The following is a 26796-nucleotide window of genomic DNA, read 5'->3' as shown; positions in this document are numbered from 1 at the left end:
CGACCGGAAAGGAGGGGGAGGATGGAAAACGTACATTATGTTCGAGTCGCGGATGCCGTTTGGGATTCGTTTGGAGATGATCCCCACATCATCATGGACTGGATTTTGTTTATCCATGAAACACAACCCGATCATGAGCAATTATTCGCACTCGAAGAGACGACCCCACTGTATCAGTTGATGAGCCAAATCGATATCTTCATTGACCAGGAAACCCACTATAATTTGGGACGGGCGATTGTCGGGGAAGAACTAATCGTCAATGAGGAGCATGCGGCAATCGTCGGCATCCTTCCCTTACCGCTACTCATCATTTCGTCGGAGGTCATGCGTAATTTTGATCGACGGGCACTGGAAGTGATTTATCAGGAGGCCGGCCAGCAAGGTGATTTCGATGAGGTTTGGGAACAATTCGGGAATCTACGCGCCTATTTTCACCAGGCGGAAGAAGCGCAGGATACGATTCTCGTCTATTATGTATAGGGCTTTCCTTGTACAACTCCATTATATAAGGACATAGAAAAAGAGAGGGGGATGTGACATCCGCCTCTCTTTCCTGTATGTGTAAAGTCAATGCTTAAAAGTCGATTTCGTCTGGATCCGGTCCGAGACGAACATCCGTTGCCAAACGATCAATCTTCTCGAGATCATCTGCGTCCAGTTGGAAGTCAAAGACGTCAAAGTTTTCCGCAATGCGTTCAGGTGTGACCGATTTCGGAAGCGCGACAATACCGTTATCCAAATGCCAGCGCAAGACGACTTGTGAAGGAGATTTACCGTGTTTTTCTGCAATTTCCTTGAAGTCATTGATTTCGAGGAATTTCCCTTGCATGAGCGGGCTCCACGCTTCAACTTGAATGCTATGGTCCTGTAAATATTCATGCAGTTCGTGTTGCGGAAGTTGCGGATGAAGTTCGACCTGATTGATCATCGGTGTCATTAATCCTTCTTCAGCAAGTGTATCGAGGTGATGTTCTTTGAAGTTCGACACGCCGATGGCTTTAATTTTCCCGGCTTCGTAAAGCTCAACCATCGCTTTCCACGCTTCGATATATCCTTCAACCGGCCAGTGGATCAGATAGAGATCAAGGTAATCGGTCTCGAGACGTTCAAGTGACTCGGCGAAAGCTTCCTTAGTGCGTCCGGCACGAATATCATCGTTCCATACTTTAGACGTTAAGAAGAGATCTTCACGGTTCACGCCGCTTTCTTTAATTCCTTTGGCGACACCACGTTCGTTTTTGTAAACGGCAGCCGTATCAATATGACGGTAACCGACACGAATGGCTTCTGCGACGGCAGCCGGTGCTTCCGTCTCTTCGTCGACTTGCCAGACACCGAATCCGATTTGTGGAATTGTGACACCATTTGAAAGTTTTGCGTATTGCATGTGTATACTCCTCCTTTAATGAAACGAGAATATGGAATTGCTCGTTTAGTTTAGCATGAACAAGCAAGAACGTCCGTTTCAACGCTCAAGGGAGGAAAAAGCCGGTTAGAAAGCGAAAAGAGGAGGGTAAATCTATAAAGGAAACGAGGTGTATTTTATGAAACGATCTGTTAAAAACGTACCAAAAGGTGTTTGGGCCGGCCTTGCAGCCCTGTTAGGGACACAAGCGACATGTTTGTTCCTTGGTGCACGGAAGACAGGACGAAATCCGTGGGTCTGGGGAGGCGCAGGACTGATTCAGTTCCCGCTTCCGGCGATTGCGTATTTCATTCTCAACCGCCAAGACCAGAAAAAATAAGTCAAAACAAGACCTATCGCAAAAGCGACGGGTCTTGTATTTTTTACGAAACATTTTTTTTACGCACATCAGCTGTTTTTCGACGTGGGAAGCCGAAGACGATGGCAAGAGATCCGCAAACGAAAAGCAGGAACGGATAAAACAGATAGGGAATCAGTTCCGGGGAAGCCGTTTTCGTTAATTCCGCTGCAATCAGCAACTGGGCTCCGTACGGGATGATTCCTTGGATACCGCACGAGAAGATATCGAGGATACTGGCGGATTTCTTCCGATCAATATCATACGTATCGGCGATTTCCGCAGCGAGTGGTCCGGCGACAAGAATCGAAATCGTATTGTTCGCTGTCGCGAGATTCGTTGCACTGACGAGTGCCGCCATACTGAATTCCGCGCCGCGGCGTTGTGAGATTTTCCGCGTCAGGGTTTCTTTCAGATAAGCAATCCCGCCGTTAAAGGTGATCAGGCTGACGAGTCCGCCCATTAATAACGTCAAGATCGAAATTTCTGCCATCCCCATCAATCCTTCAGACATCGACAGGACGAAGCCGCTTAAGCCGAAGCTTCCGTCCATCATACCGATGATACCCGTCAAAACGGTTCCGCCGACTAAGACGAGGATGACGTTGACACCAAACAAGGCGAGGACGATGACAGACAGATACGGAATCAATTTATAAAACTCAAACGCTTTTGCTTCGACGACGTCTCCTGTACCTGAGACGAAAGCCAAGATGATGACCGTCAGGATTGCTGCCGGCAACACGATCATGAAGTTGGTTCTGAATTTGTCGCGCATATTGGTTTTTTGCGTCCGGACTGCTGCGATCGTTGTATCGGAAATGAATGACAGGTTATCACCGAACATTGCACCGCCGACGACAGCTGCCGCGGCAATCGCAACATTGACACCTGTTGCTTCATGAATTCCGAGAGCAATCGGGGCAAGTGCGGCAATCGTACCGGTCGAAGTCCCCATCGCCATCGAGATGAAAGCAGCGATGATAAACAACCCACTCATTAAAAGAGAAGGCGGTAAAAATGTCAGCGACGCGTTGACGGTCGCTTCGATGGCGCCAATCGCATCGGCCGTTCCGGAAAAGGCACCGGCAAGTAAGAAAATAAAGACCATGATCATGATGTCCGGATTTCCGGCACCCGTTGCAATCCGTTCCACGGTTTGATTGATGCTGCCTTTCGTTGTGACCGCCGCAAAAATCAAGGCAATCAAAGCCGCAATCAGAATCGGGAATTTGTAGAAATCATCGTAAAAAATACCGGCACCGATAAAAAGAACTAAAAAGACAAGTAACGGTAGAAGTGCCCATTTGTTCGGTGTAATCGTCTCGTTCATAAAACCACTCCTTTTCTACAAGTACAAAAAAAGACTCCTTCGCAAGAAAGAAGGAGGTCTTTACTGAAAAAGACGCTCTTCTTATCTCTCAAGCCGCAGCTTGCTGGATTTGGCACAGTACGATTTAATCGTCCGCTGCCGAAACATCATCGGGCCAGTCCCTCCGTCTCTCGCGATAAAAAGAAGTCATTTAATTGTCTGAAATACGTTTTCTACCGTAACGTATCTTTTACTGCATGTCAACACTACTTCACTGAAGTGCTTGTTTGAGCGTCGTCACATTTTCATTCATCAAGTCAAAATACGAGGCATTCTGCTGTTCTTTCGTGACGGACTCCAGATTGTGGATCGTAATCGCTTCGGCTCCGATTTCCTGTTGGATGACGCGGGCGACTTTAGGAGAAACCGTCTCCTCGAAAGCGATATACTTCAAGTCATGCAATTTGGCTTCTTTGACGAGAGCAGCCAGTTGCTTTTGGGAAGGCTCGTCCGACGGAGAGATGCCGGCAATCGGCAATTGCGAGAAACCGTATCGTTCGGCTAAATATCCGTAAGCGGCATGCGTGACGAGCAATTCTTTTTTCGAGCCCTTATCGACAGCCTGTTGCAGATCTTGATCGAGCTCATCTGCCTGCGTATCAAATTCAGCCAGGTTTTTTTCAAACGTCGCTTTTTTATCCGGTACTTCTTTTGCCAGTGCCGTCGAAATCGATTGGGCCATCATTTTGGCATTGTTCGGATCGAGCCAGACATGGGGATCGTATTTGCCGTGATCATGTTCTTCTTCCGTGTGTTCGTCAGCATGATCATCGTGTCCTTCATGTTCGTGAAGCGTGGCGTTGGCTTCGAGTAAGTCGATTCCTGTGCTTGTCTCGACGAAACGGACATCATTGCCTTTCAGACTGGCTTTGATTTTTTTCGAGTACGGTTCAAGCGTCGTACCGGTTAAGAGGAACAGATCGCCTTGTGCGATTTCTGTCAGTTGTTTAGACGTCGGCTCGTACGAGTGCGGATCGGCACCGGGAGGGACAATCATCTTGACGTCGATATCTGTTCCGCCAATTTCCTTGGCGATTGCCGCAGTAGCGAATGTCGATGTATACACCCGAAGCTTTTGATCGGTCGCATCTTGATTGGATTCGGAAGAACCGCAGGCAGCAAGAAAAGCAGCGCTGGCAAAGGCAACCGTGAAAGCTGAAAGTAATTTTTTCATATGAATAAACCCTCCAAAAATTATTAAAACGTAATTATTCCGATTTGAACCTTTTCACTATAACGAATCCAAAACGAAGCGTCAAGTATAAGTCGGGGAAGACGTTCGGCTTCTAAATAAATCGGGTAGATGACTAATAAGAGATCAGAAATCGAGAGTAAGCTTTGGAGGTGATGAGGTGAAACGGGAAACTGCTTGGCTGATGGGAGGGGCGGCAATTTTAACGACAGCCGCAGCCGGAGCGAGCATCTGGAACAACTATGGTGCTTTATTACGATGGACGGAACCGGCGCTTCCACTGTCGGAAGTCCAACTCGCACCCCGGACGATTTTGTTTAAAACCGTTAATCAGAAAGAACTAAAGTTGGATTTATATTATCCGCCGGGTGATGGTCCTTTCCCGGTCGCGATTTATGCGCACGGGGGAGCCTTCGTCAGAGGGAACCGGGATGACGTCTTTTGTTTTACGCCAATCGTCGAGCGTTTCCTGGAACTCGGCATCGCCGTTTGCAGTATCGATTATCGCTTGTTTGAGGACGGCAGTTATTTTCCGGATAATCTGGAAGACGTTCGGGATGCACTTTGTTTCTTAAATCAGGAAGCCGACGATTTACGGATTATGCGGGGACGCATGGTGTTGTGGGGAGACTCAGCCGGTGCCGCGTTAATGCTGACGACGGCACTTGCCCCGATGGAATTCATCGGCGAACAAACAGCCGAATGCCTCCCGTTGATCAGTGGTGTCATTGCCCTGTATCCTCCGACGAACTTCCTCCTGTTCAAGTTCATTCAAACGTGGATTGCCCATATTAAGTTTTACGGAGGAGGGCGGGACGAGTGGCGGGAACTCATGACACGTGTTTCGCCGGTAACACATTTGACAGCAGACTCACCACCGATCATGTTGTTGCACGGAAAAAAAGATCCGATTGTCCCATTTACGCAAGCGCTCCACTTCGTTGAAAAGGGAGCCGATGTCGGAGCCGACGTCCGGCTGTTTTCCTTCCCGAACGGCACGCATTCCCTGGCGAGCTTTACCCAGACCGAAAATCCGTTGAAAATCGAGCGGTTACTGGAACGGATTGAGACGTTTAGTTGTCAGGTCCTGGCGTTGCCGCCCCGGGAGACCCTTCACTAAAAAAGAAAACATGATACAATCAGTCATATTTCTTTTGAAGGAGACAGTAAAATGACAGAAATTTGTTTAGTGCGTCATGGTCAAACGGATTGGAATTTAAACGAGCGGATTCAAGGACGAGAAGATATTCCGCTCAATGAGACAGGGCGATGGCAGGCTGGAATGAGCGCAGCTTACCTGGCGGAAGAAAAATGGGACGTCTTGATTTCAAGCCCCTTATCGCGGGCAGTCGAGACGGCAGAAATCATCGGACGTTCAATCGGGCTGGATGTAACGGAGACGGATGAACGGTTGGTCGAACGGGAGTTTGGATTGGCATCAGGACAGCCCGTCGCCGGAATCTATGAAGCAGTCCAAGCGAATGATACGGAACGTGTACCGGGACTTGAAACCGAACAGGAAATTCAGCAGCGGGTGTTTTCGGCAATTGAAGAATTGACAGAAAAATATCGGGGACAACGCCTGTTGATCGTCTGTCACTCGCATACGATCAAAGCGGCATTATCCTCGATTGATGATAGCTTCAGTTACCGGACACCGCTTAAGAATGCATGTGCGAACTATATTCGTTTCTCCGACCGGTATGAGATTGACCGGATCAATGTCGCGGATCATATCGTAGATCAAACGATACGTCCTTAAGAGATGGTTGGATTTTCGTGGAGGTACTGTTTAAACGTTTCTTTCGCGATACTCGTAATATGTGCGCCGCGTTTTGAACGCCGGTCTTTGTATTCCTGAATCAAGGCTTCACCGGTGAAATGATCCTCGACGACTTCGCGTAAGATCGATTCCGACAAGTCATTTTTCATCATGACCATCTTTCCTTTGAACAGGTACGATACCCCTTCACTTAAGGGAGTCGATTCAAGCGGCGTCACAATCATCGCAGCCGGATCATTATCAGGTCGGGAAATCGTAATTTCAATCAAGGCCCGTAAATTTTTATTGAATAACTCGTCGATGATCGGTTGATCATTTTCCAGGACGACAATTTCAGCGACCCACTGTGCCGTCTGATCCGTGCTGACAGTCAATCCATCTTTGATCGTAACGGGAATCGTCGTATCCCGGCCGGATTCATCCATTAAAATACGTAAGGTGCACAATTTAAAGGTTTTCAAGAAAACGCCTCCTTGTTGAATGAACAACAGATTTTCTTCAGTATACCGTGACCGGGCAAACGGTGGGAAAGTTTTAGAGAGGATTTTTTAGTGAACTATGTTTAAATGGAAGTAGAAATTAGAAACAGGAGGACCGTTCATTATGCCGCAAGCACTGATAGGAGTATTAGGAATCATTGGCATCATCTTACTTGCCCATTACATCATCTCGTATTGGCATGCTGAACCAACAGACCGTCCGACACTTGCTTATCGTATAGCGCTCCTGATTGCCTGTTTGCTTCTCATCAGTGGAAGCGACCACTTAATCAGTATTTTTTATGCGGATTCCTTGGCAGAGTTCGGTCAACGGATTACGTATATCGTCTTCATCGGAGGTGCGCTTGGTTTCGCTTGGTACTTTCGTCAACAAATGGAACAAGCGGCAATCCAAATGACAGTTACACCAAATGAAACAGCCCACTTCAGCTGAAGTAGGCTGTTTTTATGTTCAATTGTTTATTTTAGACCGCTCGCAGTCCGTGTGTCGCGAATCATATCCAGTTTCAGTTTCCAGAGACGGTCGCTGAAGGTGATGGCATAGACTTCCGGCAGACGGAGGCGTTTGTATTCTTCCCATAGACGACCGATCTGCTGTTCATGGAAATGGCGGCTTTCTTCGATGGTCGGGACCGTGTATACCAGTTCTCCGTCAACGAAAATCGGCGTCAGCAAACGTTCGACGTTAAAGTTCTCGATCCGGTTGCGGAATGACGGATCACGGACGTCGATTAAGTCGATTGCCTCCAGATCAGTCGGATCTTCATCCAGTAACGTCACGTAATCACCTTTGAATTTATTCGTGACGCGGTCGACAATCCGGTACACTTCTTTGATGTGTGGTGTCGTCGTCTTCGCTTTTGAGGACGAGACTTTGATGACCGGAATGAGTTCGCCGTCGACTTCACGTGCGACCAGCTTATAGACCATACCGAGTGCAGGTTGTTCGTATGCTGTGATACCGCGTGTTCCGACGAGGAACGTATTCGCCTGTGCCCCTTGAATCCGTAAATCCTGGATGACGTATTCATCGAGATCACCGGATAAGACGATGTCGACATCCGGGAAGCCGGCTTCATCGAGCATTGTCCGTGCCCGTTTCGATAAGTAGGATAAATCGCCGGAATCAATCCGGATACCGCGCAATTTATGTCCTTTTGCTTCGAGTTCCTTCGCGACGATGATCGCGTTCGGCAAACCGCTTTTCAGCGTGTCGTACGTATCGACGAGTAATGTCGCTTGATCCGGATAGTAGGCAGCAAACGTCCGGAACGCCGTTAATTCATCATCATGGAATTGAATATCGGCATGCTCCATCGTTCCGCCGCACGGAATACCGAAGTCTCGTCCGGCAGAAGCAAGGCTCGTGACATCAAAACCGGCTAAGTACGACGCGCGGGTTCCGAAGTAAGCAGCATCGATGCCTTGGGCACGACGCGCACCGGCTTCGAGGAATTTTGCACCGGGTGCCGATTGACGGATCCGCGCATATTTCGTAGCGATCAGGGATTCGTGGTTAGCGATATTCAAAATCGCCGTCTGCAATAATTTTGCTTCGAAAATCCGGGCTTCGATCCGGACAAGTGGTTCGTTCGGGAAAACGATTTCGCCTTCTTTGACGCTTGAGATGGAACCGGAGAATTTAAAGTTGCGCAATTCCTCTTTGAACTCGTCCGGGAAACCGATCATTTTTTGGAGATACGTAATGTCCTCTTCTGTAAAACGGAGGGTCTGAACATATTCGATGATATTTTCGAGCCCGGCGAAGACGACATAACCCCCTTCGAACGGGTTTGACCGATAGTAGACGTCAAAGACAGCGCGTTCATTATGACGTCCTTCCTGCCAATAAATATACATCCACCGTGGCAGATAAAGATCAGTATGAAGTGCAAGATTACGTTGTAACATGAAGACAGATCCCTTCTTATTCGCCGACGACATCTGCGCCGATCGATTGTTTGAAATGCGTAAGTGCCCAGTCATGGCCGGCCGCGTTAAAACTTGCGACGGCGTCGGCATGGACGACGATTTTATATCCCAGATTGTAGGCATCGACTGCTGTGTGCAGGACGCAGATATCCGTACAGACACCGACGAGATGAACTTCGTGAATCGAACGTTCCCGTAACCGTAAATCAAGATCCGTTCCGGCAAAAGCACTGTACCGTGTTTTATCGATGACATGATCTGCGACACGTGCCATCTCAGCTACTTGTCCGAAAAGGTCTCTGCCGTGAGTACCACGGATGTTGTGGGGTGGGAAGAGGACGGTTTCCGGATGGAAGGTGTCTCCTTCTTCGTGGATATCGTTTGCGATGACGACATAATCCTCTGATGAGAACTCATCCATCAGTGAAGCGATGCGTCCTTCAATGGCCTGTCCTGGTTTTCCGCACGTCAACTTTCCTTCATCGGCTACAAAATCAACCGTATAATCAATCACGATAAGCGCACGCATGAGCGTCTGCCCCTTTCTTTTTTGGGAGGTAGTGTTCTCCTTCACATTGTACTCTATCTGTGCCAGAAGACAAAAGGAAGAAATCCATCGGCGAGAGGTATAAGAAACCGGAAAAGTAGGGTATAAGGTATAGGACGAAAATAATGGTGGAGGAGGAAAATGGCATGAAAAGGTTGAATGAGTATGAAGTGGAAGAACGTTTGGAAGGACTGGCGGAATGGCGTGTCGTCGATGACGAAATCGTCCGTGTCTATACATTGGATTCATTCCCGGCAGCACTTGATTTTGTACAGGAGGTTGGTTCGATAGCGGAACATCTCAACCATCATCCGAGAATCATCATTGACTATAAGAACGTTACGCTTGCTGCGACGACCCACGATTCAGGCGGTCTGACTAGCAAAGACTTCGAACTCGCGGAGGCCTGTGATGCCATCTAAACTTTCCATAACATTCGGTAGCGGCAGTTTTGTTGATCAAATTCGATCGCGTGATCCTCAGATTCGAGCAGCAAGTGGAAGCGGTGAGGCTCTTTTGTTTATTGAAACAGAAGGGAAGTCCCCGTTTCAAAGCGGCAACACATATACATTACTCGAAACACGCGGTAATTTTGATGAACAAGGCAGTTTATTTTATTGGTCGATTCCGGCAGATCAAAACAGCGGCGATTTATTTGTCCATCATGTCATGTCGGATCCAAAAGTACTGGGTGCGGAATACGACAGTTTCAAAGCCGTTCGGATCGCCCGCGTCGAGCGCGGAACAGATTTGGTCCTGTTGATTCAGTTCAACAATGACACGGATGCTTCGCGTTATGCGAAATCAGTTGAACGACTGACCGTCGACCAGTATGCTGAAGAGGCAGGGAAGTCTTTTTCGCCTTCTCCGGTCATGAAACGGTATCAGCTTTTACCACCACTTTAAGAAACAGTTAAATTAGTCTAGGGGGAAAAACAGATGAAAAAGAATTACTTTTTAGTAGCAACACTTGGCGGAGCACTCGTAGGTGCCACATTATCCATGCTTCATAAAGATACACGTCAATCGCAACTGGCTACGGTCAAACGCACATTTGGCGGAGCGGGAACACAACTTTCAGCTGTCAAACAGGATCCGAAAGGCCGTTTTGAAGAACTTCGCGCTTTATATACAGATAACCAAGAAACGATTCACAACTTGATCGATGATATCAAAGATCTTGCGGAATCATTACGTAAATAAGCGAATAGGGAAAGCGAGCCTGTCTGAATTTCGAAAATCGGAATTCAGACAGGCTCGCTTTTTTGTTCTTTTTTAAATGAATCGAGCCAGCAGACCAAACACGGCAAAGGCGACGATGACATAAAAGATGATCCGTCCGAGTTGTCCGGAACCGCTCGTATGAATGATACGACCGCCTGATGCAGGACGCCTTCCGCTATTGAATGGTCGTGTAAACGGTACGGTGCCTTTTCCGAAAATGAAGCCGGCAAGGAATCCGAGCACGAAACCATATAAATGACCGAAGACAGAGACATTTGAACCGAGTAATGTGAAGATTGCTGTGATGGCACTAAAGATATAAACGAGACGTGCATCATCGGCTGAGATGACGGTCCGTTTGAAACGGCCGAGGTAGACGTAAAAACCGAGCAATCCTAAAATAGCACCCGATGCCCCGGCTTGACCATAAAGCGGTTCATTGATTTTCGTGAAATACGTCAAGACGTTCGCGAGCGTACCGACTAAAAGATAGAAGGAAGCAAACTTCGCGTGACCAATCATCCGCTCTAGCGCAGGTGCAAAAATGATCAGGGCAAACGTGTTGAAGGCGATATGCCAAAAATCATAATGCAGGAACGTCGCCGTCACGACACGCCACCATTCCCCGTTCCCGATGAACAAGTTGATGGCTGCCCCGTAATTGAGCGGCGAAAAGCCAAAGTTGAAAAAGACGTTTAACTGTTCGATGACAAACAGGACAACTTGGATTAAAATGAACAACGAAACGACCGGATAAGAACGTGTGAACGTTTGTAGGTTTTCCGTTCGACTAAACATGACAACACCTCGCTTCCTCTTCATTCTATATGAAGATGGCGAAGAATAGAACTGTGGAGGCGTCAGGAATGATTTTTGGAATAGGACTCGATCTCGTAGAACTGGAACAAATTCGCCGAACGCTCGAGCGTCAACCGCGTATCGTTAAACGGATTTTGACGGCAGAAGAACAAAAACGGTTTCATACGTTATCCGACGGGCGTAAGCTTGAGTATCTCGCAGGACGGTTCGCTGCCAAAGAAGCGTTTGTCAAAGCGTTTGGAACTGGCATCGGTGCCGAAGTATCCTGGCTCGATCTCGAAGTGTTGAATGAAGCCTCGGGACGCCCGGTCATGACAGGACCGTTTGAAGGGACGATTCATCTCTCGATTACCCATTCCGACCATTATGCGGCTGCACAAGTCTTATTAGAAAAGAGGAGTTCAGATGTATCGACCAACTTGGATAGAAATTGATCGCGACGCAATCGCCCACAATGTACGTGAAATCAAGGCCAGAATCGGTCATCAAACGATGATGGCCGTCGTAAAGGCGGATGGATACGGACATGGTGCCGTGACGGTCGCGGAAATCGCTTTGGCAAACGGGGCAGATTTGCTGGCCGTCGCCTTGCTTGAAGAAGCAATCGAGTTACGGGAAGCGGGGATTCAGGCGCCGATTTTAATGCTCGAAACGCTTTTGCCGGAACACGCACCGATCGCCTCGAACTATGATGTTGCCGTGCCTGTTTTTTCAGCAGACTGGTTGCGGGAAGCGAAACAGCATTTAACGGACGTCGATCATTTACGACTCCATATTAAAGTCGACAGCGGAATGGGACGTCTTGGACTCCAGACACTGGAAGAGTTGGATGCCGTCTTAAAAGAGCTGGACTCGGATGTGATGGAGCTCGAAGGCATCTATACGCATTTCGCGACGGCTGATGAATTGAACAGCCGGTTGTTTGACGAACAACAGACCGTTTTTCTGCGTTTCGTCGAACGTGTGCCCGGCATTCGGTATATCCATGCGGCCAACTCGGCCGGCGCCATCCGTTTAATTGGACAGGACCCGTTTAATGTCGTCCGGATTGGGATTGCGTTATACGGAGCAATGCCGTCAGATGAAATGATTCCATTTTACGAATTTTTACGACCGGCTTTTTCACTAAAAAGTCGTCTGATGCAGATCAAACAGGTTGAACCCGGTCAAACGATCAGTTACGGTGCGACGTATACGGCTCCGACGGATGAGTGGATCGGAACGGTCCCGATTGGATACGCCGATGGCTGGTCTCGTAAATTCCAAGGATACTCATTGCTTGTCGACGGTTATCCGTGTGAAATCGTCGGACGGGTCTGTATGGACCGGTTAATGATCCGCTTACCGCACGACTATCCAATCGGAACAGAAGTCACATTGATCGGGCAAGGGGTACCGATTGATGAGGCCGCTCACTGGTTAGGGACGATCAACTACGAAGTACTGTGTCAGTTTTCGAAGCGTGTCCCGCGTATCTAGTTTTTGAAAAGACATCAATATGATGGTAAAAAAATGTTATTTGTTTGAATTTTGATTGTATTTTCTGAATTTGACTGATATATTGAAGTGGAAGTGAGTCGTTCGTTAAGGTTTCAGTGAATCTGGAGGTGCCATTATCTTGGTCCAACAACGGGAAAAGCAATTTGTTGAACGAAATGTAGCGAAGGAGACGATTGGGATGAAGTCGAACCATACGACCGAAGAACGCAAGCGTCAGCTACGTGAGGAATTGAAACGTGGTTACGAAGAAATGGCAGCGATCAATTTATCAATCGTTGGCGAAATGTTCCAGATTGAAACGGAGGCGGAGTTCTCGCTCCTACGTCAAGTAAGCGGGGTGTAAGCTTTGATAGTCAAACGTGGCGACGTGTTTTATGCAAATTTGTCACCTGTGGTCGGATCGGAACAAGGAGGCGTTCGTCCTGTCCTTGTCCTACAAAATGATATTGGTAACCGATTCAGCCCAACTGTAATCGTGGCTGCGATCACGGCACAGATCGACAAAGCCAAACTACCGACCCATGTGGAAGTATATCGAGAGCGACACGGATTAGAACGTGATTCGGTCATCCTACTTGAGCAGGTCCGTACAATCGACAAACGCCGTCTAACGGATAAAGTCACGCACCTAGATCCTGACACGATGATGAAAGTAAATAGTGCCGTCGCGATCAGCCTAGGCTTGATTGATTTCTAGGCACTTACATATAACAGCGAGAAGAGTCGATACATCTGTATACGACTTTTTTTGAACATTTTTTTAAATTTTGGTTTAAAGATGTTCAAATGCGGGAATTACATCAGAGTGACCTTTTCTTTAAGGAGGGTCAGCCCATACTATTTAAACCAAATAGATAGAGAGAACACATAGCAGATTTTCCTTGAGGAGGAACTTGAAGATGGATTTAACAATCAAAACAGAACAATTGGATGGTCAGACGCATCTCTATATCGCAGGAGAGATTGATACGTATACAGCACCGAAACTTCGTCAGGAACTTGTACCGGCAGTCGAAACAAATGACGTCGTTGTTCATTTGGACGAAATTCATTATATGGATTCAACAGGCCTTGGCGTATTTGTCGGAGCGCTTAAAGCATCAAAGAAAAACGGAACATCATTCACACTCGTCGGTGTTTCGGAACGGATTCGCCGTTTGTTCGAAATTACAGGTCTTTCAAGCATCATTACAATCGATAGTGGTGTACGAGGTGGAACACAATGAAGAACGAACAACTTGAAATGACACTTCCGGCAAAACCGGAGTATGTTGCAATTGCCCGATTAACCGTTTCAGGTGTCGCGAATCGGATGGGTTACACTTACGACGATATCGAAGACATTAAAATTGCTGTTTCTGAAGCATGTGCGAATGCCGTCCAGCATGCGTATGAAGGAGAACAAGATGGATCGATGGCTTTAACGTGTAACGTTTACCCGGACGATCGTCTTGAAATCATTGTCAAAGACAATGGTGTGACGTTCGATAAAGACAGCGTGAAGCGTCAAAGTGAACCAATCACGGAATCGCATGATTTAGACTCTCTGCACGAGGGGGGACTAGGGATATTAATGATCGAAGCACTCATGGATCAAGTCACGATCGAGAAAGCAAACGGCGTCACTGTCCATATGACAAAATATATGAATAGAGATGAGGTGGGTCAAAGTGCCAGCAAAGTCTCAACAACGCCATCACAGTGACGATGAAGTCCTTCGTCTGATTGACCTGTACCAACAAGATGATCAAGATGAAGAAGTTCATGCTGCTTTACTTGCCCGGTATTCCGATCTCGTTGAGGCGCTTGCCCGTAAGTTCTCACGTGGCCGTCCGATTCATGATGATCTCGTCCAAGTCGGGATGATTGGTCTGCTTGCCGCACTTCGTCGTTTTGATAAAGAGTTCGGTCGTAGTTTCGAATCGTTTGCCGTTCCGACCATCATTGGTGAGATCAAACGGTTTATCCGCGATAAGACATGGAGTGTTCACGTGCCGCGTCGTATCAAGGAACTGGGACCGAAAATCAAGAAAGCCGTCGAAGAACTGACGACAGAATTGCAACGTTCACCGCGAATCGATGAAATTGCAGCCCGGTTGGAAGTATCGGAAGAGGAAGTTCTTGAAACGCTTGAGATGGGTAAAAGTTACCAAGCCTTGTCCGTCGACAGCTCAATTGAAGCGGATCAAGAAGGCAGTACGGTGACATTACTTGACCTCGTCGGTAACCAGGAAAACGGATATGATTCGGTGGATCAAAAGCTGATTCTTGAAAAAGCGTTTGCTGTTTTGACGGACCGGGAACGCTCGATTTTAGAATGTGCCTATTACCGGAACATGAGTCAAAAAGAAACCGGAGAGCTCCTTGGAATTTCGCAAATGCATGTGTCGCGTCTTCAGCGTCGTGCATTGCAAAAATTACGGGAAGCCATCAAAGTAGAACCAAACGAAGTATTTTCAAAAGACTGATGCGGAAGCATCGGTCTTTTTTTGTGTCCTATCGATTCTTCGGTATAATGACAGAGAGGTGAGGAAAATGGAGAAGAGAATCGCAACAGAATTGAACATCAGACCAGCCCAGGTGAAAGCCGTTTTACAATTGACGGAAGACGGAGGAACGATTCCGTTTATCGCCAGGTACCGTAAAGAACAAACCGGTGAACTCGATGAGGTCGAAATCAAAGCAATCCTCGATCGCCATAAAAGCATCACACAACTGGAAACGAAACGAGAAGATGTCCTGCGGAAAATTGAAGAGCAGGGTGTCTTGACGTCCGAGTTAAAACAAAGTTTGATGGGAGCGACGACGTTACAACAAATTGAAGACTTATACTTACCGTTTCGTCCGAAGCGGAGAACAAAAGCTGAAATTGCCCGTGAAGCAGGATTGAGTCCATTTGCCGACTTTTTACGCTCGCCAAAATCATACGATGAACAGCAATTTAATCAGTATGTAGCAGCACATCCGGAAGGCGAGGCAATTGCCGGGGCGCAAGCGATCATCGCAGAAGAATGGGGCGAGCAGGCGAGTGTCCGGGAACATATCCGGAAGACAGCTTACCGGTTTGCAGATATCGTCACGAAACTAAAAAAGGACGCAGTCGACGAAAAACGTGTCTTTGCCCAATACTATGAGTACAGTGAACGGATCCGTCAAATCGTGCCGCACCGGATTTTGGCGATTAATCGTGCCGAGGCGTTAAAAATCGTTTCCGTCAAAATCGTCCTCGATGAACAACAGGTATTACCGTACTTGTTGCGACCGTTCAGCCGATTGGCAGAACAAAAACGTCAGTTGGTCGAAGAAGCCGTCCAGACAGGATATAAAAAATCGGTTTTCCCGGCAATCGAGCGGGAACTTCGGAATGAGTTGACCGATAAAGCGGAAAACCAGGCAATTGAAGTGTTCGGAAAAAACTTACGACAACTCTATATGCAACCACCGATGAAAGGGAAAGTGATGTTAGGACTGGATCCTGCATACCGGACCGGATGTAAGTGGGCAGTGATTGATCCGACAGGGGAAGTAAAGGAAGTGGGTGTCGTCTATCTCACGATGTCGGAACAAAAAGCACAGGAGGCACGTCAAGTCTTGACGAAACTCGTGAACCGGTACGGAATCGAATTGATTGCGATCGGAAACGGTACGGCTTCCCGCGAGACCGAATCCTTCGTCGCGGACTGGATTAAAGGACATGATCAAATTGCCTTTACGATTGTTGATGAAGCAGGGGCAAGTATTTATTCGGCGTCAGAAATCGCGCGCACCGAGTTCCCGGATCTACAGGTCGAGCAACGGTCAGCCATCTCGATCGCACGACGCCTGCAGGATCCGTTGGCGGAACTCGTCAAAGTGGACCCGCAATCCGTCGGTGTCGGACAGTACCAACACGATGTCACGCAGACAAAGTTAAAAGAAACACTCGATTTCGTCGTCGAGACAGTCGTTAACCAGGTGGGTGTTGACGTTAATACGGCCTCGGAGTCGTTGCTCGGTTACGTCGCCGGGATTACGAAGGCAACAGCTAAAAAGATTGTCGAACGCCGCTCTGAACTGGGTGCGTTTGCATCCCGGAAAGAATTGCTGAAAGTCCCGCGTTTAGGAGCGAAAGCATATGAACAGGCAGCCGGCTTCTTGCGTATACCGGAAGGCAGTCATCCGCTTGACCGGACACCGATTCACCCGGAACAGTATAAAACCGTTGAATCGTTGTTTAAGCAACTGGATTTATCCTTACAGACCGTGGGAACGGAAACCTTACGGACTCGGCTCGGAGAATTATCTGTACCTGAAACAGCTCAATTGCTTGAAGTCGGTGAACCGACATTACGTGACATTATCGAAGCTTTGCAACGTCCGGAACGGGATCCGCGGGAAGCGCTCGATAAACCGTTACTGCGTCAGGATGTCTTATCGCTCGATATGATTCAAGTCGGAATGGAGTTCCAGGGGACAGTCCGGAATGTACTCGACTTTGGTGCTTTCGTTGATATTGGTGTGAAGGAGAGCGGCCTTGTCCACATCTCGAAGCTCAGTAAAAAACGGGTCAAACACCCGCTTGATGTCATTGCAGTCGGTGATATCGTAACCGTTTGGGTAACGAGTGTCGAACCGGAACGGGGACGGATCGGTCTGACGATGGTCAGTCCGTCATGACGAACGAAGAGTTGCAGCAATACGTCGAGCAACTCTCGCTCGACGTGTTTGCTTTACCTTTTAGACATATTGCACTTTTTAACGATCGCTTACGGACAACCGGGGGACGTTATTTTCTGACAGATCATCATTTGGATTTCAATCGGAGCTATTTAGCCGACCGTAATATCTTTCGCGGAATCGTCATTCATGAGCTGTGCCACTATCATTTACACCTGCGTGGAATGGGACACCGGCACCAGGATCAGGATTTTAAAGAGTGGTTACAACGATACGGAGGACTGCGCTACAGTCCGCGTCTGGAAGAAACGGAAAAAAAGAATCATCTTTATGAGTGTGAGAAATGCGGGACATTATATAGAAGAAAAAGAAAGATGAATCCGGAACGTTACCGTTGCGGACGATGTCGTGGAAAGATTTTTTACAAAAGTAGTTGACGTTCATTTCGGAGCATGATAAATTATAGAAGTCGTCAAAACGACCGCAACTAAACAACTTCTCGTCACTAAAAACTTTTTTAAAAAAGCATTGACGAAGAGAAAGAAAGTTGCTAATATAGAAAAGTGTTCTGAAACGAACGTCACGTTCCGCAATAGCTCAGTGGTAGAGCAACCGGCTGTTAACCGGTAGGTCGTAGGTTCAAATCCTACTTGCGGAGCCATTATCTTTGGAGATGTACCCAAGTGGCTATAAGGGGCGCCCCTGCTAAGGGTGTAGGCCGGGAAACTGGTGCGAGGGTTCGAATCCCTCCATCTCCGCCAGACCTCTTATGTGAATTTGTTACTTGAGAATAATTATCAGTTTTTAAATGGCCCGTTGGTCAAGCGGTTAAGACACCGCCCTTTCACGGCGGTATCACGGGTTCGATTCCCGTACGGGTCACCATTTTGGAGGATTAGCTCAGCTGGGAGAGCATCTGCCTTACAAGCAGAGGGTCGGCGGTTCGATCCCGTCATCCTCCACCATTTTTAATTTCATACTTAAGTTTCACAAAAATGTGGTCCTGTGGTGTAGCGGTTAACATGCCTGCCTGTCACGCAGGAGATCGCGGGTTCGAATCCCGTCAGGACCGCCATTTTTGGGCTGTGGCCAAGTGGTAAGGCACTGGATTTTGATTCCAGCATGCGAAGGTTCGATCCCTTCCAGCCCAGTTTTTCGTGTCATTAGCTCAGTTGGTAGAGCATCTGACTTTTAATCAGAGGGTCGCAGGTTCGAATCCTGCATGACACACCATTTTATTTTTTAAATTCTAATTTTATATTTGCGGTCGTGGCGGAATGGTAGACGCGCTAGGTTGAGGGCCTAGTGGTGGCAACACTGTGGAGGTTCAAGTCCTCTCGACCGCACCATATCGCACCCTTAGCTCAGCTGGATAGAGTACTTGACTACGAATCAAGGGGTCGGGAGTTCGAATCTCTCAGGGTGCACCATATTTTGTTTGCTTTTGACGGGCCTATAGCTCAGCTGGTTAGAGCGCACGCCTGATAAGCGTGAGGTCGGTGGTTCGAGTCCACTTAGGCCCACCATTTTCAAAACAAACGATGACGAACTTTGAAAACTGAACGATGAGGCAAAAAAACGTATCTTCGGATACAAACAATGAATGAAGCGCAAGCTTCGTCAACGTGACTTCGGTCACACAACGAGCAAGTCAAACACTTTATGGAGAGTTTGATCCTGGCTCAGGACGAACGCTGGCGGCGTGCCTAATACATGCAAGTCGAGCGCAGGAAGCTCACGGAACTCTTCGGAGGGAAGTGAAGGGAATGAGCGGCGGACGGGTGAGTAACACGTAAGGAACCTGCCCCAAGGATTGGGATAACTCCGAGAAATCGGAGCTAATACCGAATAGTTCTTCAGACCGCATGGTCTGATGATGAAAGGCGCTCCGGCGTCACCTTGGGATGGCCTTGCGGTGCATTAGCTAGTTGGTGGGGTAATGGCCCACCAAGGCGACGATGCATAGCCGACCTGAGAGGGTGATCGGCCACACTGGGACTGAGACACGGCCCAGACTCCTACGGGAGGCAGCAGTAGGGAATCTTCCACAATGGACGAAAGTCTGATGGAGCAACGCCGCGTGAGTGATGAAGGTTTTCGGATCGTAAAACTCTGTTGTAAGGGAAGAACAAGTACGAGAGGTAATGCTCGTACCTTGACGGTACCTTGCGAGAAAGCCACGGCTAACTACGTGCCAGCAGCCGCGGTAATACGTAGGTGGCAAGCGTTGTCCGGAATTATTGGGCGTAAAGCGCGCGCAGGCGGCCTTTTAAGTCTGATGTGAAAGCCCCCGGCTCAACCGGGGAGGGTCATTGGAAACTGGAAGGCTTGAGTACAGAAGAGAAGAGTGGAATTCCATGTGTAGCGGTGAAATGCGTAGAGATGTGGAGGAACACCAGTGGCGAAGGCGACTCTTTGGTCTGTAACTGACGCTGAGGCGCGAAAGCGTGGGGAGCAAACAGGATTAGATACCCTGGTAGTCCACGCCGTAAACGATGAGTGCTAGGTGTTGGGGGGTTTCCGCCCCTCAGTGCTGAAGCTAACGCATTAAGCACTCCGCCTGGGGAGTACGGCCGCAAGGCTGAAACTCAAAGGAATTGACGGGGACCCGCACAAGCGGTGGAGCATGTGGTTTAATTCGAAGCAACGCGAAGAACCTTACCAACTCTTGACATCCCCTTGACCGCTTGAGAGATCAAGTTTTCCCTTCGGGGACAAGGGTGACAGGTGGTGCATGGTTGTCGTCAGCTCGTGTCGTGAGATGTTGGGTTAAGTCCCGCAACGAGCGCAACCCCTATCCTTAGTTGCCAGCATTCAGTTGGGCACTCTAGGGAGACTGCCGGTGACAAACCGGAGGAAGGTGGGGATGACGTCAAATCATCATGCCCCTTATGAGTTGGGCTACACACGTGCTACAATGGACGGTACAAAGGGCAGCGAGACCGCGAGGTGGAGCCAATCCCAGAAAGCCGTTCCCAGTTCGGATTGCAGGCTGCAACTCGCCTGCATGAAGTCGGAATCGCTAGTAATCGCAGGTCAGCATACTGCGGTGAATACGTTCCCGGGTCTTGTACACACCGCCCGTCACACCACGAGAGTTTGCAACACCCGAAGCCGGTGAGGTAACCGCAAGGAGCCAGCCGTCGAAGGTGGGGTAGATGATTGGGGTGAAGTCGTAACAAGGTAGCCGTATCGGAAGGTGCGGCTGGATCACCTCCTTTCTAAGGAAAACGTCCCTTACGGGACATGCCCATCGTTCAGTTTTGAGAGCTCGTCTCTCCGTCTCGCAAGAGACACTCGCACCTTGAAAACTGAAGACATCAACAAGACATCAAATTTTTATAACCATGTCATTAGACGTGTGTTCTTAGAATACCAAAATGCTAGATCAAGGTATGAAGGGCGTACGGTGGATGCCTTGGCACTAGGAGCCGATGAAGGACGCGACGAACAGCGATATGCTTCGGGGAGCAGTAAGTATGCTTTGATCCGAGGATTTCCGAATGGGGGAACCCACCATCCGTAATGGGATGGGACATGTTACATGAATACATAGTGTAGCGTGAGGCAGACCCGGGGAACTGAAACATCTAAGTACCCGGAGGAAGAGAAAGCAAATGCGATTCCCTGAGTAGCGGCGAGCGAAACGGGAACAGCCCAAACCGGAGAGCATGCTCTCCGGGGTTGTAGGACACTCTATACGGAGTCAAAAAGGAAGACAGTAGGCGAACGACCTGGAAAGGCCGGCCGAAGAAGGTGACAGCCCTGTAGCTGAAACTGTTTTCCCTCCAGAGTGGATCCTGAGTACGGCGGGACACGTGAAACCCCGTCGGAATCCGGGAGGACCATCTCCCAAGGCTAAATACTCCCTAGTGACCGATAGTGAACCAGTACCGTGAGGGAAAGGTGAAAAGCACCCCGGAAGGGGAGTGAAATAGATCCTGAAACCGTATGCCTACAAGTAGTCAGAGCCCGTTAATGGGTGATGGCGTGCCTTTTGTAGAATGAACCGGCGAGTTACGATAGCGCGCGAGGTTAAGCTGATGAGGCGGAGCCGTAGCGAAAGCGAGTCTGAATAGGGCGCCATAGTGCGTTGTCGTAGACCCGAAACCAGGTGATCTACCCATGTCCAGGATGAAGGTCAGGTAACACTGACTGGAGGTCCGAACCCACGCACGTTGAAAAGTGCGGGGATGAGGTGTGGGTAGCGGTGAAATGCCAATCGAACCTGGAGATAGCTGGTTCTCCCCGAAATAGCTTTAGGGCTAGCCTCGAGGTTGAGAGTTCCGGAGGTAGAGCACTGATTGGACTAGGGGCCCCCACAGGGTTACCGAATTCAGTTAAACTCCGAATGCCGGCAACTTATACTCGGGAGTCAGACTGCGAGTGATAAGATCCGTAGTCAAGAGGGAAACAGCCCAGACCGCCAGCTAAGGTCCCAAAGTGTATGTTAAGTGGAAAAGGATGTGGCGCTGCCTAGACAGCTAGGATGTTGGCTTAGAAGCAGCCACCATTCAAAGAGTGCGTAATAGCTCACTAGTCGAGTGGCGCCGCGCCGAAAATGTAACGGGGCTAAACATACCACCGAAGCTGCGGATTCCGTAAGGAATGGTAGGGGAGCGTTCCAAACCGCTGTGAAGCTGTACCGTAAGGAGCAGTGGAGCGTTTGGAAGTGAGAATGCCGGTGTGAGTAGCGAAAAGAGGGGTGAGAATCCCCTCCGTCGAAAGCCCAAGGTTTCCTGAGGAAGGCTCGTCCGCTCAGGGTTAGTCTGGACCTAAGCCGAGGCCGAAAGGCGTAGGCGATGGATAACAGGTTGATATTCCTGTACCACCGATCCACCGTTTGAACAATGGGGGGACGCAGGAGGATAGTGACGCATGCGGATGGAAGTGCATGTGTAAGTTTCGAGACCGTCTGATTGGAAAATCCGTCAGGCACCAAAGTCGAGGAACGATGCGGAGTCCCGTAGGGACGAAGGTCACGATTTCACACTGCCAAGAAAAGCCTCTAGTGAGGTGGAAGGTGCCAGTACCGTAAACCGACACAGGTAGGCGGGATGAGAATTCTAAGACGCGCGGGATAACTCTCGTTAAGGAACTCGGCAAAATGGTCCCGTAACTTCGGGAGAAGGGACGCTCTACATTGAGTAGAGCCGCAGTGAATAGGCCCAAACGACTGTTTAGCAAAAACACAGGTCTCTGCTAAATCGCAAGATGACGTATAGGGGCTGACGCCTGCCCGGTGCTGGAAGGTTAAGGGGATGGGTTAGCGCAAGCGAAGCTTTGAACCGAAGCCCCAGTAAACGGCGGCCGTAACTATAACGGTCCTAAGGTAGCGAAATTCCTTGTCGGGTAAGTTCCGACCCGCACGAAAGGCGTAACGATTTGGGCACTGTCTCAACGAGAGACCCGGTGAAATCATAGTACCTGTGAAGATGCAGGTTACCCGCGACAGGACGGAAAGACCCCATGGAGCTTTACTACAGCCTGATATTGAGGCTTTGTGCATGATGTACAGGATAGGCGGGAGACGTCGAGACCGGAGCGCCAGCTTCGGAGGAGTCACCCTTGGGATACCGCCCTTCATGCATAGAGTCTCTAACTCGCAGCCGTCATCCGGCTGGAGGACCGTGTCAGGCGGGTAGTTTGACTGGGGCGGTCGCCTCCTAAACAGTAACGGAGGCGCCCAAAGGTTCCCTCAGAATGGTTGGAAATCATTCGTAGAGCGCAAAGGCAGAAGGGAGCTTGACTGCGAGACCTACAAGTCGAGCAGGGACGAAAGTCGGGCTTAGTGATCCGGTGGTTCCGCATGGAAGGGCCATCGCTCAACGGATAAAAGCTACCCTGGGGATAACAGGCTGATCTCCCCCAAGAGTCCACATCGACGGGGAGGTTTGGCACCTCGATGTCGGCTCATCGCATCCTGGGGCTGGAGTAGGTCCCAAGGGTTGGGCTGTTCGCCCATTAAAGCGGTACGCGAGCTGGGTTCAGAACGTCGTGAGACAGTTCGGTCCCTATCCGTCGTGGGCGCAGGAAATTTGAGGAGAGCTGTCCTTAGTACGAGAGGACCGGGATGGACGCACCGCTGGTGTACCAGTTGTTCCGCCAGGAGCATCGCTGGGTAGCTACGTGCGGACGGGATAAATGCTGAAAGCATCTAAGCATGAAGCCCCCTCCAAGATGAGATTTCCCTTTGAGTAATCAAGAAAGACCCCTCAGAGACGATGAGGTAGATAGGTCACGGGTGGAAGCATGGCGACATGCGGAGCTGAGTGATACTAATCGGTCGAGGCCTTGTTCTAGCAGATGCATTGTTGATGACTTCAGTTTTGAGGGCGCGAGCCCGTCGTCTGGTGACGATAGCCAAGTGGTCACACCCGTTCCCATGCCGAACACGGAAGTTAAGCACTTGAACGCCGAAAGTAGTTGGGGGCTTCCCCCTGTGAGGATAGGACGTTGCCAGGCAAGTGAAGGACCGATCTGCATTTTGCAGGTCGGTTTTTCTTTAAAAAAACAGTTAGAAAAATGATGTCAGTATAAGTTCTTTTAAGAAAAACAACAAGAAAATGAAATAAAGCTTGTCTTTTTTAAAAGTACATGTTATATTAATATCTGTCGAAACGTTATATCATCGCGGGGTGGAGCAGTCTGGTAGCTCGTTGGGCTCATAACCCAAAGGTCGTCGGTTCAAATCCGGCCCCCGCAACCAATTTTTATAATTCAAATCCGAAACGTTTATCGTCGCGGGGTGGAGCAGTCTGGTAGCTCGTTGGGCTCATAACCCAAAGGTCGTCGGTTCAAATCCGGCCCCCGCAACCAATTTTAAACTTAACTTCAACTTTACTACGAAACGTTCAGCGTTTCGTATTTTTTTTTGCCTTTTTTGTTCGGTACAATGGAGTAAGAGAAAAGGAGGAGGGACATCGATGATGGAACTTGAAATGACGAGTCTTGAACAAACGACGACGCTTGCCGTTGAACTGGGCCACCGTGCCTTCAAAGGAATGGTCGTGACACTGGATGGTGACTTGGGAGCAGGAAAGACGACGTTTACACAAGGGTTCGCGAAAGGACTTGGGGTAACACGCAACGTCAACAGTCCCACGTTTACAATCATGAAAGTTTATGCCGGACGACTACCGCTCTATCATATGGATGTCTATCGTCTCGAAGGCGGCGATGATATTGGTCTTGAAGAGTATTTAAATGGAGATGGTGTCGCGGTCGTCGAATGGTCGGAATTGATTGCCGACGTCCTTCCGCCAGAACGTCTTGCGATTACGATCGAACGGACAGGTGATGATTCACGCCGTTTTCGTTTGGAGCCGATCGGTGAGCAGTACATCCAATTATGTGAGGAGTTAAACCAATGAAAATCGTAGCGATTGATACATCGACGAAACAACTGTCTGTTGCGTTGTCGGACGGACAACAGATTTTGGCAGAAGCCTCTTATGTGACGTCTTTGAACCATGCGACAAAACTGATGCCGCTGCTCGAACGGATGATGCAGGAAGTCAACTGGTCGCCGCAGGATTTAACTCGTATCGTCATCGCCGACGGTCCCGGCTCTTATACCGGTCTCCGGATCGGGGCAACGACCGCTAAGACACTGGCTTATACGCTAGGAATCGATTTAGTGCCGGTCTCGACACTTGAGTTAATGGCAGCTTCAGCAGGGTTAACCGGACGGATCGTAGCGATTCAGGATGCCCGCCGTGGAACCGGATTCGTCGGTTTCTATGAAGAGGGGCAATTGGTAGGCGAAGAACAGCATACGGTTGTTGCTGAATTCGTCAAAACGCTGCCGGAAGATACGAAGATGACAGGTGATACAGACAAGTTCGTAACGGAACTTGAACCGTTTACGATCGTGAGCCCGGCCTTCCGTTCACCGCGGGCGGGTGTCCTTGCGTTGCTTGGTGCTACCCGTGAACCGGTTGAAGTCCATTCGTTTGAGCCGCGTTACTTACGTCTCGCGGAAGCAGAAGCAAAATGGATTGAGGCACAACGTCATGACTAATGTCTCCGTTCGAAAAATGACGGTTATGGATGCACCTGGTGTGCATGCTGTGGAACTCGAATCTTTTGCGACACCGTGGACACTGGAATCATTCATTGCGGAGATGACACAAAATCCGAATGCGTATTACCTGGTCGCAGAGACGGATGAAATCATTGGATTCGCAGGGCTATGGCACATTGCTGATGAAGGCCATATCACGAACGTCGCCGTTAAACAAAAGGCACGTGGTCGTGGAATCGGTGAGACATTGCTGGTTGCGTTAATTGAACAAGCCAGACAATTAGGATTACGGGCGATGACGCTTGAAGTACGTGTATCGAATACACCGGCACGGACACTGTATGAGAAACTGGGCTTTTTATATGCCGGAACGAGAAAACGGTATTATCAAGATAATAATGAAGATGCAGCCATCTATTGGCTGGAACTGGAAGGAGACGAGTGATGACACAGCCGTTGATATTAGCCATTGAATCAAGTTGTGATGAGACAGCTGCGGCTGTCGTCCGCGGAGGAACAGACGTCTTATCGAATGTCGTATCTTCCCAAATTGAAAGCCATAAACGTTTTGGAGGAGTTGTCCCGGAAGTCGCATCCCGTCATCATGTGGAACGCATCACGTATGTCATTGACGATGCGTTAACGGAAGCCGGTGTCACGATGGATGACATCGATGCGATTGCCGTTACGGAAGGACCCGGTCTTGTCGGTGCATTACTCGTCGGTGTCAGTGCGGCAAAAGCGTTGGCATTCGCACACAGTAAGCCGCTTCTCGGTGTCCATCACATCGCCGGTCACATATATGCCAACCGTTTGGAACAAGAGCTCCACTTTCCTCTCGTCTGCTTGATTGCATCCGGTGGACATACAGAATTGATTTACATGCCGGAAGACGGCGTGTATGAAGTCATCGGTGAAACCCGGGATGATGCGGCGGGAGAAGCCTATGATAAAGTAGCACGGACGTTAAAACTTCCTTATCCCGGCGGTCCCCGGATTGATCAACTGGCGCAAACCGGTCAGGACACATTCCATTTCCCGCGGATTTGGCTCGAAAAAGAGTCGTATGACTTCAGCTTCAGCGGACTCAAATCTTCTGTCATCAATGCCGTTCATAACGCGGAACAACGCGGCGAAGTAATCATTCCGGAAGACTTGGCTGCCAGTTTTCAGGCGAGCGTCGTCGAAGTGCTTGTTACGAAAGCGATCCGTGCGGTTAAGGAAAAGGGCGGCAAACAGTTGCTTGTTGCGGGTGGCGTCGCGGCCAACCACGGACTGCGGGCAGGATTGACGGAAGCCTGTTCACGTGAAGGCATCGAGCTGGTCATTCCACCGATGCATTTATGCGGTGACAATGCCGCGATGATTGGAGCGGCAGCGATTCACCCTTACCGGGCAGGCCGCCAATCGACACTTGCCATGAATGCCGAACCTGGGCTAGATTTAAAGTAAGGAATTCGAAAGACATGGGGGAAAAAT

General features: G+C 49.1%; 28 protein-coding genes, 12 tRNA genes, 3 rRNA genes and 1 riboswitch. Of the genes, 36 read left to right on the top strand and 7 right to left on the bottom strand.

Annotated elements, in window-relative coordinates; all coding sequences use genetic code 11:
• Nucleotides 1-21: 21 nt before the first annotated feature.
• A complete protein-coding gene (locus tag ACP26N_RS14945; RefSeq protein WP_214855367.1) occupies nucleotides 22-483 on the top strand; it encodes a hypothetical protein in 462 nt (153 codons plus the stop codon).
• A 94-nt stretch (nucleotides 484-577) separates the two neighbouring features.
• On the opposite strand, the gene ACP26N_RS14940 is transcribed toward ACP26N_RS14945, so the two are convergent.
• Nucleotides 578-1390, bottom strand: coding sequence for an aldo/keto reductase (locus tag ACP26N_RS14940; protein ID WP_026831792.1), 813 nt, complete (start codon nucleotides 1388-1390; stop codon nucleotides 578-580).
• A 157-nt stretch (nucleotides 1391-1547) separates the two neighbouring features.
• Between ACP26N_RS14940 and ACP26N_RS14935 the strand changes: the two genes are divergently transcribed.
• Nucleotides 1548-1748, top strand: coding sequence for a hypothetical protein (locus ACP26N_RS14935; protein ID WP_131503453.1), 201 nt, complete (start codon nucleotides 1548-1550; stop codon nucleotides 1746-1748).
• A 43-nt stretch (nucleotides 1749-1791) separates the two neighbouring features.
• On the opposite strand, the gene ACP26N_RS14930 is transcribed toward ACP26N_RS14935, so the two are convergent.
• Entirely contained in the window at nucleotides 1792-3099 is a 1308-nt protein-coding gene (locus ACP26N_RS14930; protein ID WP_426354277.1) for a Na+/H+ antiporter NhaC family protein, read from the bottom strand.
• 78 nt (nucleotides 3100-3177) lie between these two features.
• Nucleotides 3178-3281, bottom strand: a riboswitch (SAM riboswitch).
• Between the two features lie 68 nt (nucleotides 3282-3349).
• Complete coding sequence (locus ACP26N_RS14925) at nucleotides 3350-4312, bottom strand: metal ABC transporter solute-binding protein, Zn/Mn family (RefSeq protein WP_426354276.1); 963 nt, start codon at nucleotides 4310-4312, stop codon at nucleotides 3350-3352.
• A 178-nt stretch (nucleotides 4313-4490) separates the two neighbouring features.
• Between ACP26N_RS14925 and ACP26N_RS14920 the strand changes: the two genes are divergently transcribed.
• Both ACP26N_RS14920 and ACP26N_RS14915 read left to right on the top strand, forming a co-directional pair.
• On the top strand, nucleotides 4491-5450 hold the full coding sequence (locus ACP26N_RS14920) for an alpha/beta hydrolase fold domain-containing protein (RefSeq protein ID WP_131503450.1): 960 nt from the start codon (nucleotides 4491-4493) through the stop codon (nucleotides 5448-5450).
• A 51-nt stretch (nucleotides 5451-5501) separates the two neighbouring features.
• On the top strand, nucleotides 5502-6092 hold the full coding sequence (locus tag ACP26N_RS14915; protein ID WP_131503449.1) for a histidine phosphatase family protein: 591 nt from the start codon (nucleotides 5502-5504) through the stop codon (nucleotides 6090-6092).
• Here ACP26N_RS14915 and ACP26N_RS14910 read toward each other — a convergent pair.
• Entirely contained in the window at nucleotides 6089-6574 is a 486-nt protein-coding gene (locus ACP26N_RS14910; RefSeq protein WP_131503448.1) for a YwpF family protein, read from the bottom strand. The genes ACP26N_RS14915 and ACP26N_RS14910 overlap by 4 nt on opposite strands.
• A gap of 142 nt (nucleotides 6575-6716) precedes the next feature.
• Between ACP26N_RS14910 and ACP26N_RS14905 the strand changes: the two genes are divergently transcribed.
• Nucleotides 6717-7046, top strand: coding sequence for a hypothetical protein (locus ACP26N_RS14905; protein WP_114596592.1), 330 nt, complete (start codon nucleotides 6717-6719; stop codon nucleotides 7044-7046).
• 26 nt (nucleotides 7047-7072) lie between these two features.
• On the opposite strand, the gene ACP26N_RS14900 is transcribed toward ACP26N_RS14905, so the two are convergent.
• Both ACP26N_RS14900 and ACP26N_RS14895 read right to left on the bottom strand, forming a co-directional pair.
• On the bottom strand, nucleotides 7073-8524 hold the full coding sequence (locus ACP26N_RS14900; protein WP_131503447.1) for a nicotinate phosphoribosyltransferase: 1452 nt from the start codon (nucleotides 8522-8524) through the stop codon (nucleotides 7073-7075).
• Between the two features lie 16 nt (nucleotides 8525-8540).
• On the bottom strand, nucleotides 8541-9074 hold the full coding sequence (locus tag ACP26N_RS14895; protein ID WP_131503446.1) for a cysteine hydrolase family protein: 534 nt from the start codon (nucleotides 9072-9074) through the stop codon (nucleotides 8541-8543).
• A gap of 164 nt (nucleotides 9075-9238) precedes the next feature.
• Between ACP26N_RS14895 and ACP26N_RS14890 the strand changes: the two genes are divergently transcribed.
• Genes ACP26N_RS14890 through ACP26N_RS14880 form a run of 3 tightly spaced genes read left to right on the top strand, consistent with a single transcriptional unit; the run spans nucleotide 9239 to nucleotide 10295 of the window.
• On the top strand, nucleotides 9239-9514 hold the full coding sequence (locus tag ACP26N_RS14890) for a 4a-hydroxytetrahydrobiopterin dehydratase (protein WP_026827240.1): 276 nt from the start codon (nucleotides 9239-9241) through the stop codon (nucleotides 9512-9514).
• A complete protein-coding gene (locus ACP26N_RS14885) occupies nucleotides 9504-9998 on the top strand; it encodes a hypothetical protein (protein ID WP_131503445.1) in 495 nt (164 codons plus the stop codon). The genes ACP26N_RS14890 and ACP26N_RS14885 overlap by 11 nt, the downstream gene beginning before the upstream one ends.
• Nucleotides 9999-10031: 33 nt before the next feature.
• Nucleotides 10032-10295 (top strand): hypothetical protein, encoded by a 264-nt coding sequence (locus tag ACP26N_RS14880; RefSeq protein WP_426354275.1) that lies wholly within the window; start codon nucleotides 10032-10034, stop codon nucleotides 10293-10295.
• 72 nt (nucleotides 10296-10367) lie between these two features.
• Here the strand turns inward: ACP26N_RS14880 and ACP26N_RS14875 are convergent, their stop codons facing one another.
• Nucleotides 10368-11114, bottom strand: coding sequence for a rhomboid family intramembrane serine protease (locus tag ACP26N_RS14875; RefSeq protein ID WP_131503444.1), 747 nt, complete (start codon nucleotides 11112-11114; stop codon nucleotides 10368-10370).
• 68 nt (nucleotides 11115-11182) lie between these two features.
• On the opposite strand from ACP26N_RS14875, the gene acpS reads away from it, so the two are divergent.
• From acpS to tsaD, 28 genes are all read left to right on the top strand, one after another.
• A complete protein-coding gene (acpS, locus tag ACP26N_RS14870) occupies nucleotides 11183-11569 on the top strand; it encodes a holo-ACP synthase (RefSeq protein ID WP_131503443.1) in 387 nt (128 codons plus the stop codon).
• A complete protein-coding gene (alr, locus tag ACP26N_RS14865) occupies nucleotides 11541-12614 on the top strand; it encodes an alanine racemase (RefSeq protein WP_131973461.1) in 1074 nt (357 codons plus the stop codon). Before acpS ends, alr begins: the two co-directional genes overlap by 29 nt.
• Before the next feature lie 139 nt (nucleotides 12615-12753).
• Nucleotides 12754-12978, top strand: coding sequence for a hypothetical protein (locus ACP26N_RS14860; RefSeq protein WP_012371670.1), 225 nt, complete (start codon nucleotides 12754-12756; stop codon nucleotides 12976-12978).
• A 3-nt stretch (nucleotides 12979-12981) separates the two neighbouring features.
• A complete protein-coding gene (locus ACP26N_RS14855; RefSeq protein ID WP_014971520.1) occupies nucleotides 12982-13332 on the top strand; it encodes a type II toxin-antitoxin system PemK/MazF family toxin in 351 nt (116 codons plus the stop codon).
• Between the two features lie 202 nt (nucleotides 13333-13534).
• Nucleotides 13535-13861, top strand: coding sequence for an STAS domain-containing protein (locus ACP26N_RS14850; protein WP_012371668.1), 327 nt, complete (start codon nucleotides 13535-13537; stop codon nucleotides 13859-13861).
• On the top strand, nucleotides 13858-14340 hold the full coding sequence (gene rsbW / locus ACP26N_RS14845) for an anti-sigma B factor RsbW (protein ID WP_012371667.1): 483 nt from the start codon (nucleotides 13858-13860) through the stop codon (nucleotides 14338-14340). Before ACP26N_RS14850 ends, rsbW begins: the two co-directional genes overlap by 4 nt.
• Complete coding sequence (gene sigB, locus ACP26N_RS14840) at nucleotides 14306-15103, top strand: RNA polymerase sigma factor SigB (protein WP_012371666.1); 798 nt, start codon at nucleotides 14306-14308, stop codon at nucleotides 15101-15103. The genes rsbW and sigB overlap by 35 nt, the downstream gene beginning before the upstream one ends.
• Nucleotides 15104-15170: 67 nt before the next feature.
• A complete protein-coding gene (locus ACP26N_RS14835) occupies nucleotides 15171-17291 on the top strand; it encodes a Tex family protein (RefSeq protein WP_426354274.1) in 2121 nt (706 codons plus the stop codon).
• Complete coding sequence (locus tag ACP26N_RS14830) at nucleotides 17288-17728, top strand: SprT family protein (protein ID WP_131973459.1); 441 nt, start codon at nucleotides 17288-17290, stop codon at nucleotides 17726-17728. Before ACP26N_RS14835 ends, ACP26N_RS14830 begins: the two co-directional genes overlap by 4 nt.
• 149 nt (nucleotides 17729-17877) lie before the next feature.
• Nucleotides 17878-17952, top strand: a tRNA-Asn gene (locus ACP26N_RS14825).
• Nucleotides 17953-17960: 8 nt separating this feature from the next.
• A tRNA-Ser gene (locus ACP26N_RS14820) sits at nucleotides 17961-18052 on the top strand.
• A gap of 49 nt (nucleotides 18053-18101) precedes the next feature.
• Nucleotides 18102-18176 (top strand) — tRNA-Glu (locus ACP26N_RS14815).
• 4 nt (nucleotides 18177-18180) lie between these two features.
• Nucleotides 18181-18256, top strand: a tRNA-Val gene (locus ACP26N_RS14810).
• A 34-nt stretch (nucleotides 18257-18290) separates the two neighbouring features.
• A tRNA-Asp gene (locus ACP26N_RS14805) sits at nucleotides 18291-18366 on the top strand.
• A 4-nt stretch (nucleotides 18367-18370) separates the two neighbouring features.
• Nucleotides 18371-18442 (top strand) — tRNA-Gln (locus ACP26N_RS14800).
• A gap of 6 nt (nucleotides 18443-18448) precedes the next feature.
• Nucleotides 18449-18524, top strand: a tRNA-Lys gene (locus tag ACP26N_RS14795).
• 30 nt (nucleotides 18525-18554) lie between these two features.
• Nucleotides 18555-18640: transfer RNA gene (locus ACP26N_RS14790), tRNA-Leu, on the top strand.
• 4 nt (nucleotides 18641-18644) lie between these two features.
• Nucleotides 18645-18721, top strand: a tRNA-Arg gene (locus tag ACP26N_RS14785).
• Between the two features lie 19 nt (nucleotides 18722-18740).
• A tRNA-Ile gene (locus ACP26N_RS14780) sits at nucleotides 18741-18817 on the top strand.
• A gap of 133 nt (nucleotides 18818-18950) precedes the next feature.
• Nucleotides 18951-20512: ribosomal RNA gene (locus tag ACP26N_RS14775) — 16S ribosomal RNA — on the top strand.
• Nucleotides 20513-20677: 165 nt separating this feature from the next.
• Nucleotides 20678-23593, top strand: a 23S ribosomal RNA gene (locus ACP26N_RS14770).
• A 47-nt stretch (nucleotides 23594-23640) separates the two neighbouring features.
• Nucleotides 23641-23756, top strand: a 5S ribosomal RNA gene (rrf, locus tag ACP26N_RS14765).
• The 16S, 23S and 5S rRNA genes sit together here with 12 tRNA genes alongside, the layout of an rRNA operon.
• Nucleotides 23757-23923: 167 nt before the next feature.
• Nucleotides 23924-24000, top strand: a tRNA-Met gene (locus tag ACP26N_RS14760).
• Nucleotides 24001-24033: 33 nt separating this feature from the next.
• Nucleotides 24034-24110 (top strand) — tRNA-Met (locus ACP26N_RS14755).
• 107 nt (nucleotides 24111-24217) lie between these two features.
• On the top strand, nucleotides 24218-24664 hold the full coding sequence (gene tsaE / locus ACP26N_RS14750) for a tRNA (adenosine(37)-N6)-threonylcarbamoyltransferase complex ATPase subunit type 1 TsaE (protein WP_131502482.1): 447 nt from the start codon (nucleotides 24218-24220) through the stop codon (nucleotides 24662-24664).
• Nucleotides 24661-25314 carry a tRNA (adenosine(37)-N6)-threonylcarbamoyltransferase complex dimerization subunit type 1 TsaB gene (gene tsaB, locus ACP26N_RS14745; protein ID WP_426354273.1) on the top strand — a complete coding sequence of 218 codons (654 nt, stop codon included), beginning with the start codon at nucleotides 24661-24663 and terminating at the stop codon, nucleotides 25312-25314. Before tsaE ends, tsaB begins: the two co-directional genes overlap by 4 nt.
• Nucleotides 25307-25762, top strand: coding sequence for a ribosomal protein S18-alanine N-acetyltransferase (gene rimI, locus ACP26N_RS14740; RefSeq protein WP_131502480.1), 456 nt, complete (start codon nucleotides 25307-25309; stop codon nucleotides 25760-25762). The genes tsaB and rimI overlap by 8 nt, the downstream gene beginning before the upstream one ends.
• The gene (gene tsaD, locus ACP26N_RS14735) at nucleotides 25762-26769 is read left to right on the top strand and encodes a tRNA (adenosine(37)-N6)-threonylcarbamoyltransferase complex transferase subunit TsaD (RefSeq protein ID WP_426354272.1); all 1008 of its coding nucleotides are present in this window, start codon (nucleotides 25762-25764) and stop codon (nucleotides 26767-26769) included. The genes rimI and tsaD overlap by 1 nt, the downstream gene beginning before the upstream one ends.
• The last annotated feature ends 27 nt before the right edge of the window (nucleotides 26770-26796 follow it).

The sequence above is a fragment of the Exiguobacterium sp. R-39 genome, from assembly GCF_049942815.1.
GTDB lineage: Bacteria > Bacillota > Bacilli > Exiguobacteriales > Exiguobacteriaceae > Exiguobacterium_A.
The sequence above is the reverse complement of the archived record's forward strand: the minus strand, read 5'-3'. Positions and strand labels throughout refer to the sequence as shown.

Bases quoted from the DNA above. Each gene is read 5' to 3' on its own strand.
- ACP26N_RS14880 (WP_426354275.1), top strand. From the start codon at position 10,032: ATGAAAAAGAATTACTTTTTAGTAGCAACACTTGGCGGAGCACTCGTA.
- ACP26N_RS14940 (WP_026831792.1), bottom strand. From the start codon at position 1,390: ATGCAATACGCAAAACTTTCAAATGGTGTCACAATTCCACAAATCGGA.
- ACP26N_RS14945 (WP_214855367.1), top strand. From the start codon at position 22: ATGGAAAACGTACATTATGTTCGAGTCGCGGATGCCGTTTGGGATTCG.
- ACP26N_RS14830 (WP_131973459.1), top strand. From the start codon at position 17,288: ATGACGAACGAAGAGTTGCAGCAATACGTCGAGCAACTCTCGCTCGAC.
- acpS (WP_131503443.1), top strand. From the start codon at position 11,183: ATGATTTTTGGAATAGGACTCGATCTCGTAGAACTGGAACAAATTCGC.
- rsbW (WP_012371667.1), top strand. From the start codon at position 13,858: ATGAAGAACGAACAACTTGAAATGACACTTCCGGCAAAACCGGAGTAT.
- ACP26N_RS14935 (WP_131503453.1), top strand. From the start codon at position 1,548: ATGAAACGATCTGTTAAAAACGTACCAAAAGGTGTTTGGGCCGGCCTT.
- tsaE (WP_131502482.1), top strand. From the start codon at position 24,218: ATGATGGAACTTGAAATGACGAGTCTTGAACAAACGACGACGCTTGCC.
- tsaB (WP_426354273.1), top strand. From the start codon at position 24,661: ATGAAAATCGTAGCGATTGATACATCGACGAAACAACTGTCTGTTGCG.
- ACP26N_RS14900 (WP_131503447.1), bottom strand. From the start codon at position 8,524: ATGTTACAACGTAATCTTGCACTTCATACTGATCTTTATCTGCCACGG.
- ACP26N_RS14875 (WP_131503444.1), bottom strand. From the start codon at position 11,114: ATGTTTAGTCGAACGGAAAACCTACAAACGTTCACACGTTCTTATCCG.
- tsaD (WP_426354272.1), top strand. From the start codon at position 25,762: ATGACACAGCCGTTGATATTAGCCATTGAATCAAGTTGTGATGAGACA.
- rimI (WP_131502480.1), top strand. From the start codon at position 25,307: ATGACTAATGTCTCCGTTCGAAAAATGACGGTTATGGATGCACCTGGT.
- ACP26N_RS14895 (WP_131503446.1), bottom strand. From the start codon at position 9,074: ATGCGTGCGCTTATCGTGATTGATTATACGGTTGATTTTGTAGCCGAT.
- ACP26N_RS14850 (WP_012371668.1), top strand. From the start codon at position 13,535: ATGGATTTAACAATCAAAACAGAACAATTGGATGGTCAGACGCATCTC.
- ACP26N_RS14930 (WP_426354277.1), bottom strand. From the start codon at position 3,099: ATGAACGAGACGATTACACCGAACAAATGGGCACTTCTACCGTTACTT.
- ACP26N_RS14835 (WP_426354274.1), top strand. From the start codon at position 15,171: ATGGAGAAGAGAATCGCAACAGAATTGAACATCAGACCAGCCCAGGTG.
- ACP26N_RS14915 (WP_131503449.1), top strand. From the start codon at position 5,502: ATGACAGAAATTTGTTTAGTGCGTCATGGTCAAACGGATTGGAATTTA.
- ACP26N_RS14890 (WP_026827240.1), top strand. From the start codon at position 9,239: ATGAAAAGGTTGAATGAGTATGAAGTGGAAGAACGTTTGGAAGGACTG.
- ACP26N_RS14925 (WP_426354276.1), bottom strand. From the start codon at position 4,312: ATGAAAAAATTACTTTCAGCTTTCACGGTTGCCTTTGCCAGCGCTGCT.
- alr (WP_131973461.1), top strand. From the start codon at position 11,541: ATGTATCGACCAACTTGGATAGAAATTGATCGCGACGCAATCGCCCAC.
- ACP26N_RS14905 (WP_114596592.1), top strand. From the start codon at position 6,717: ATGCCGCAAGCACTGATAGGAGTATTAGGAATCATTGGCATCATCTTA.
- ACP26N_RS14885 (WP_131503445.1), top strand. From the start codon at position 9,504: ATGCCATCTAAACTTTCCATAACATTCGGTAGCGGCAGTTTTGTTGAT.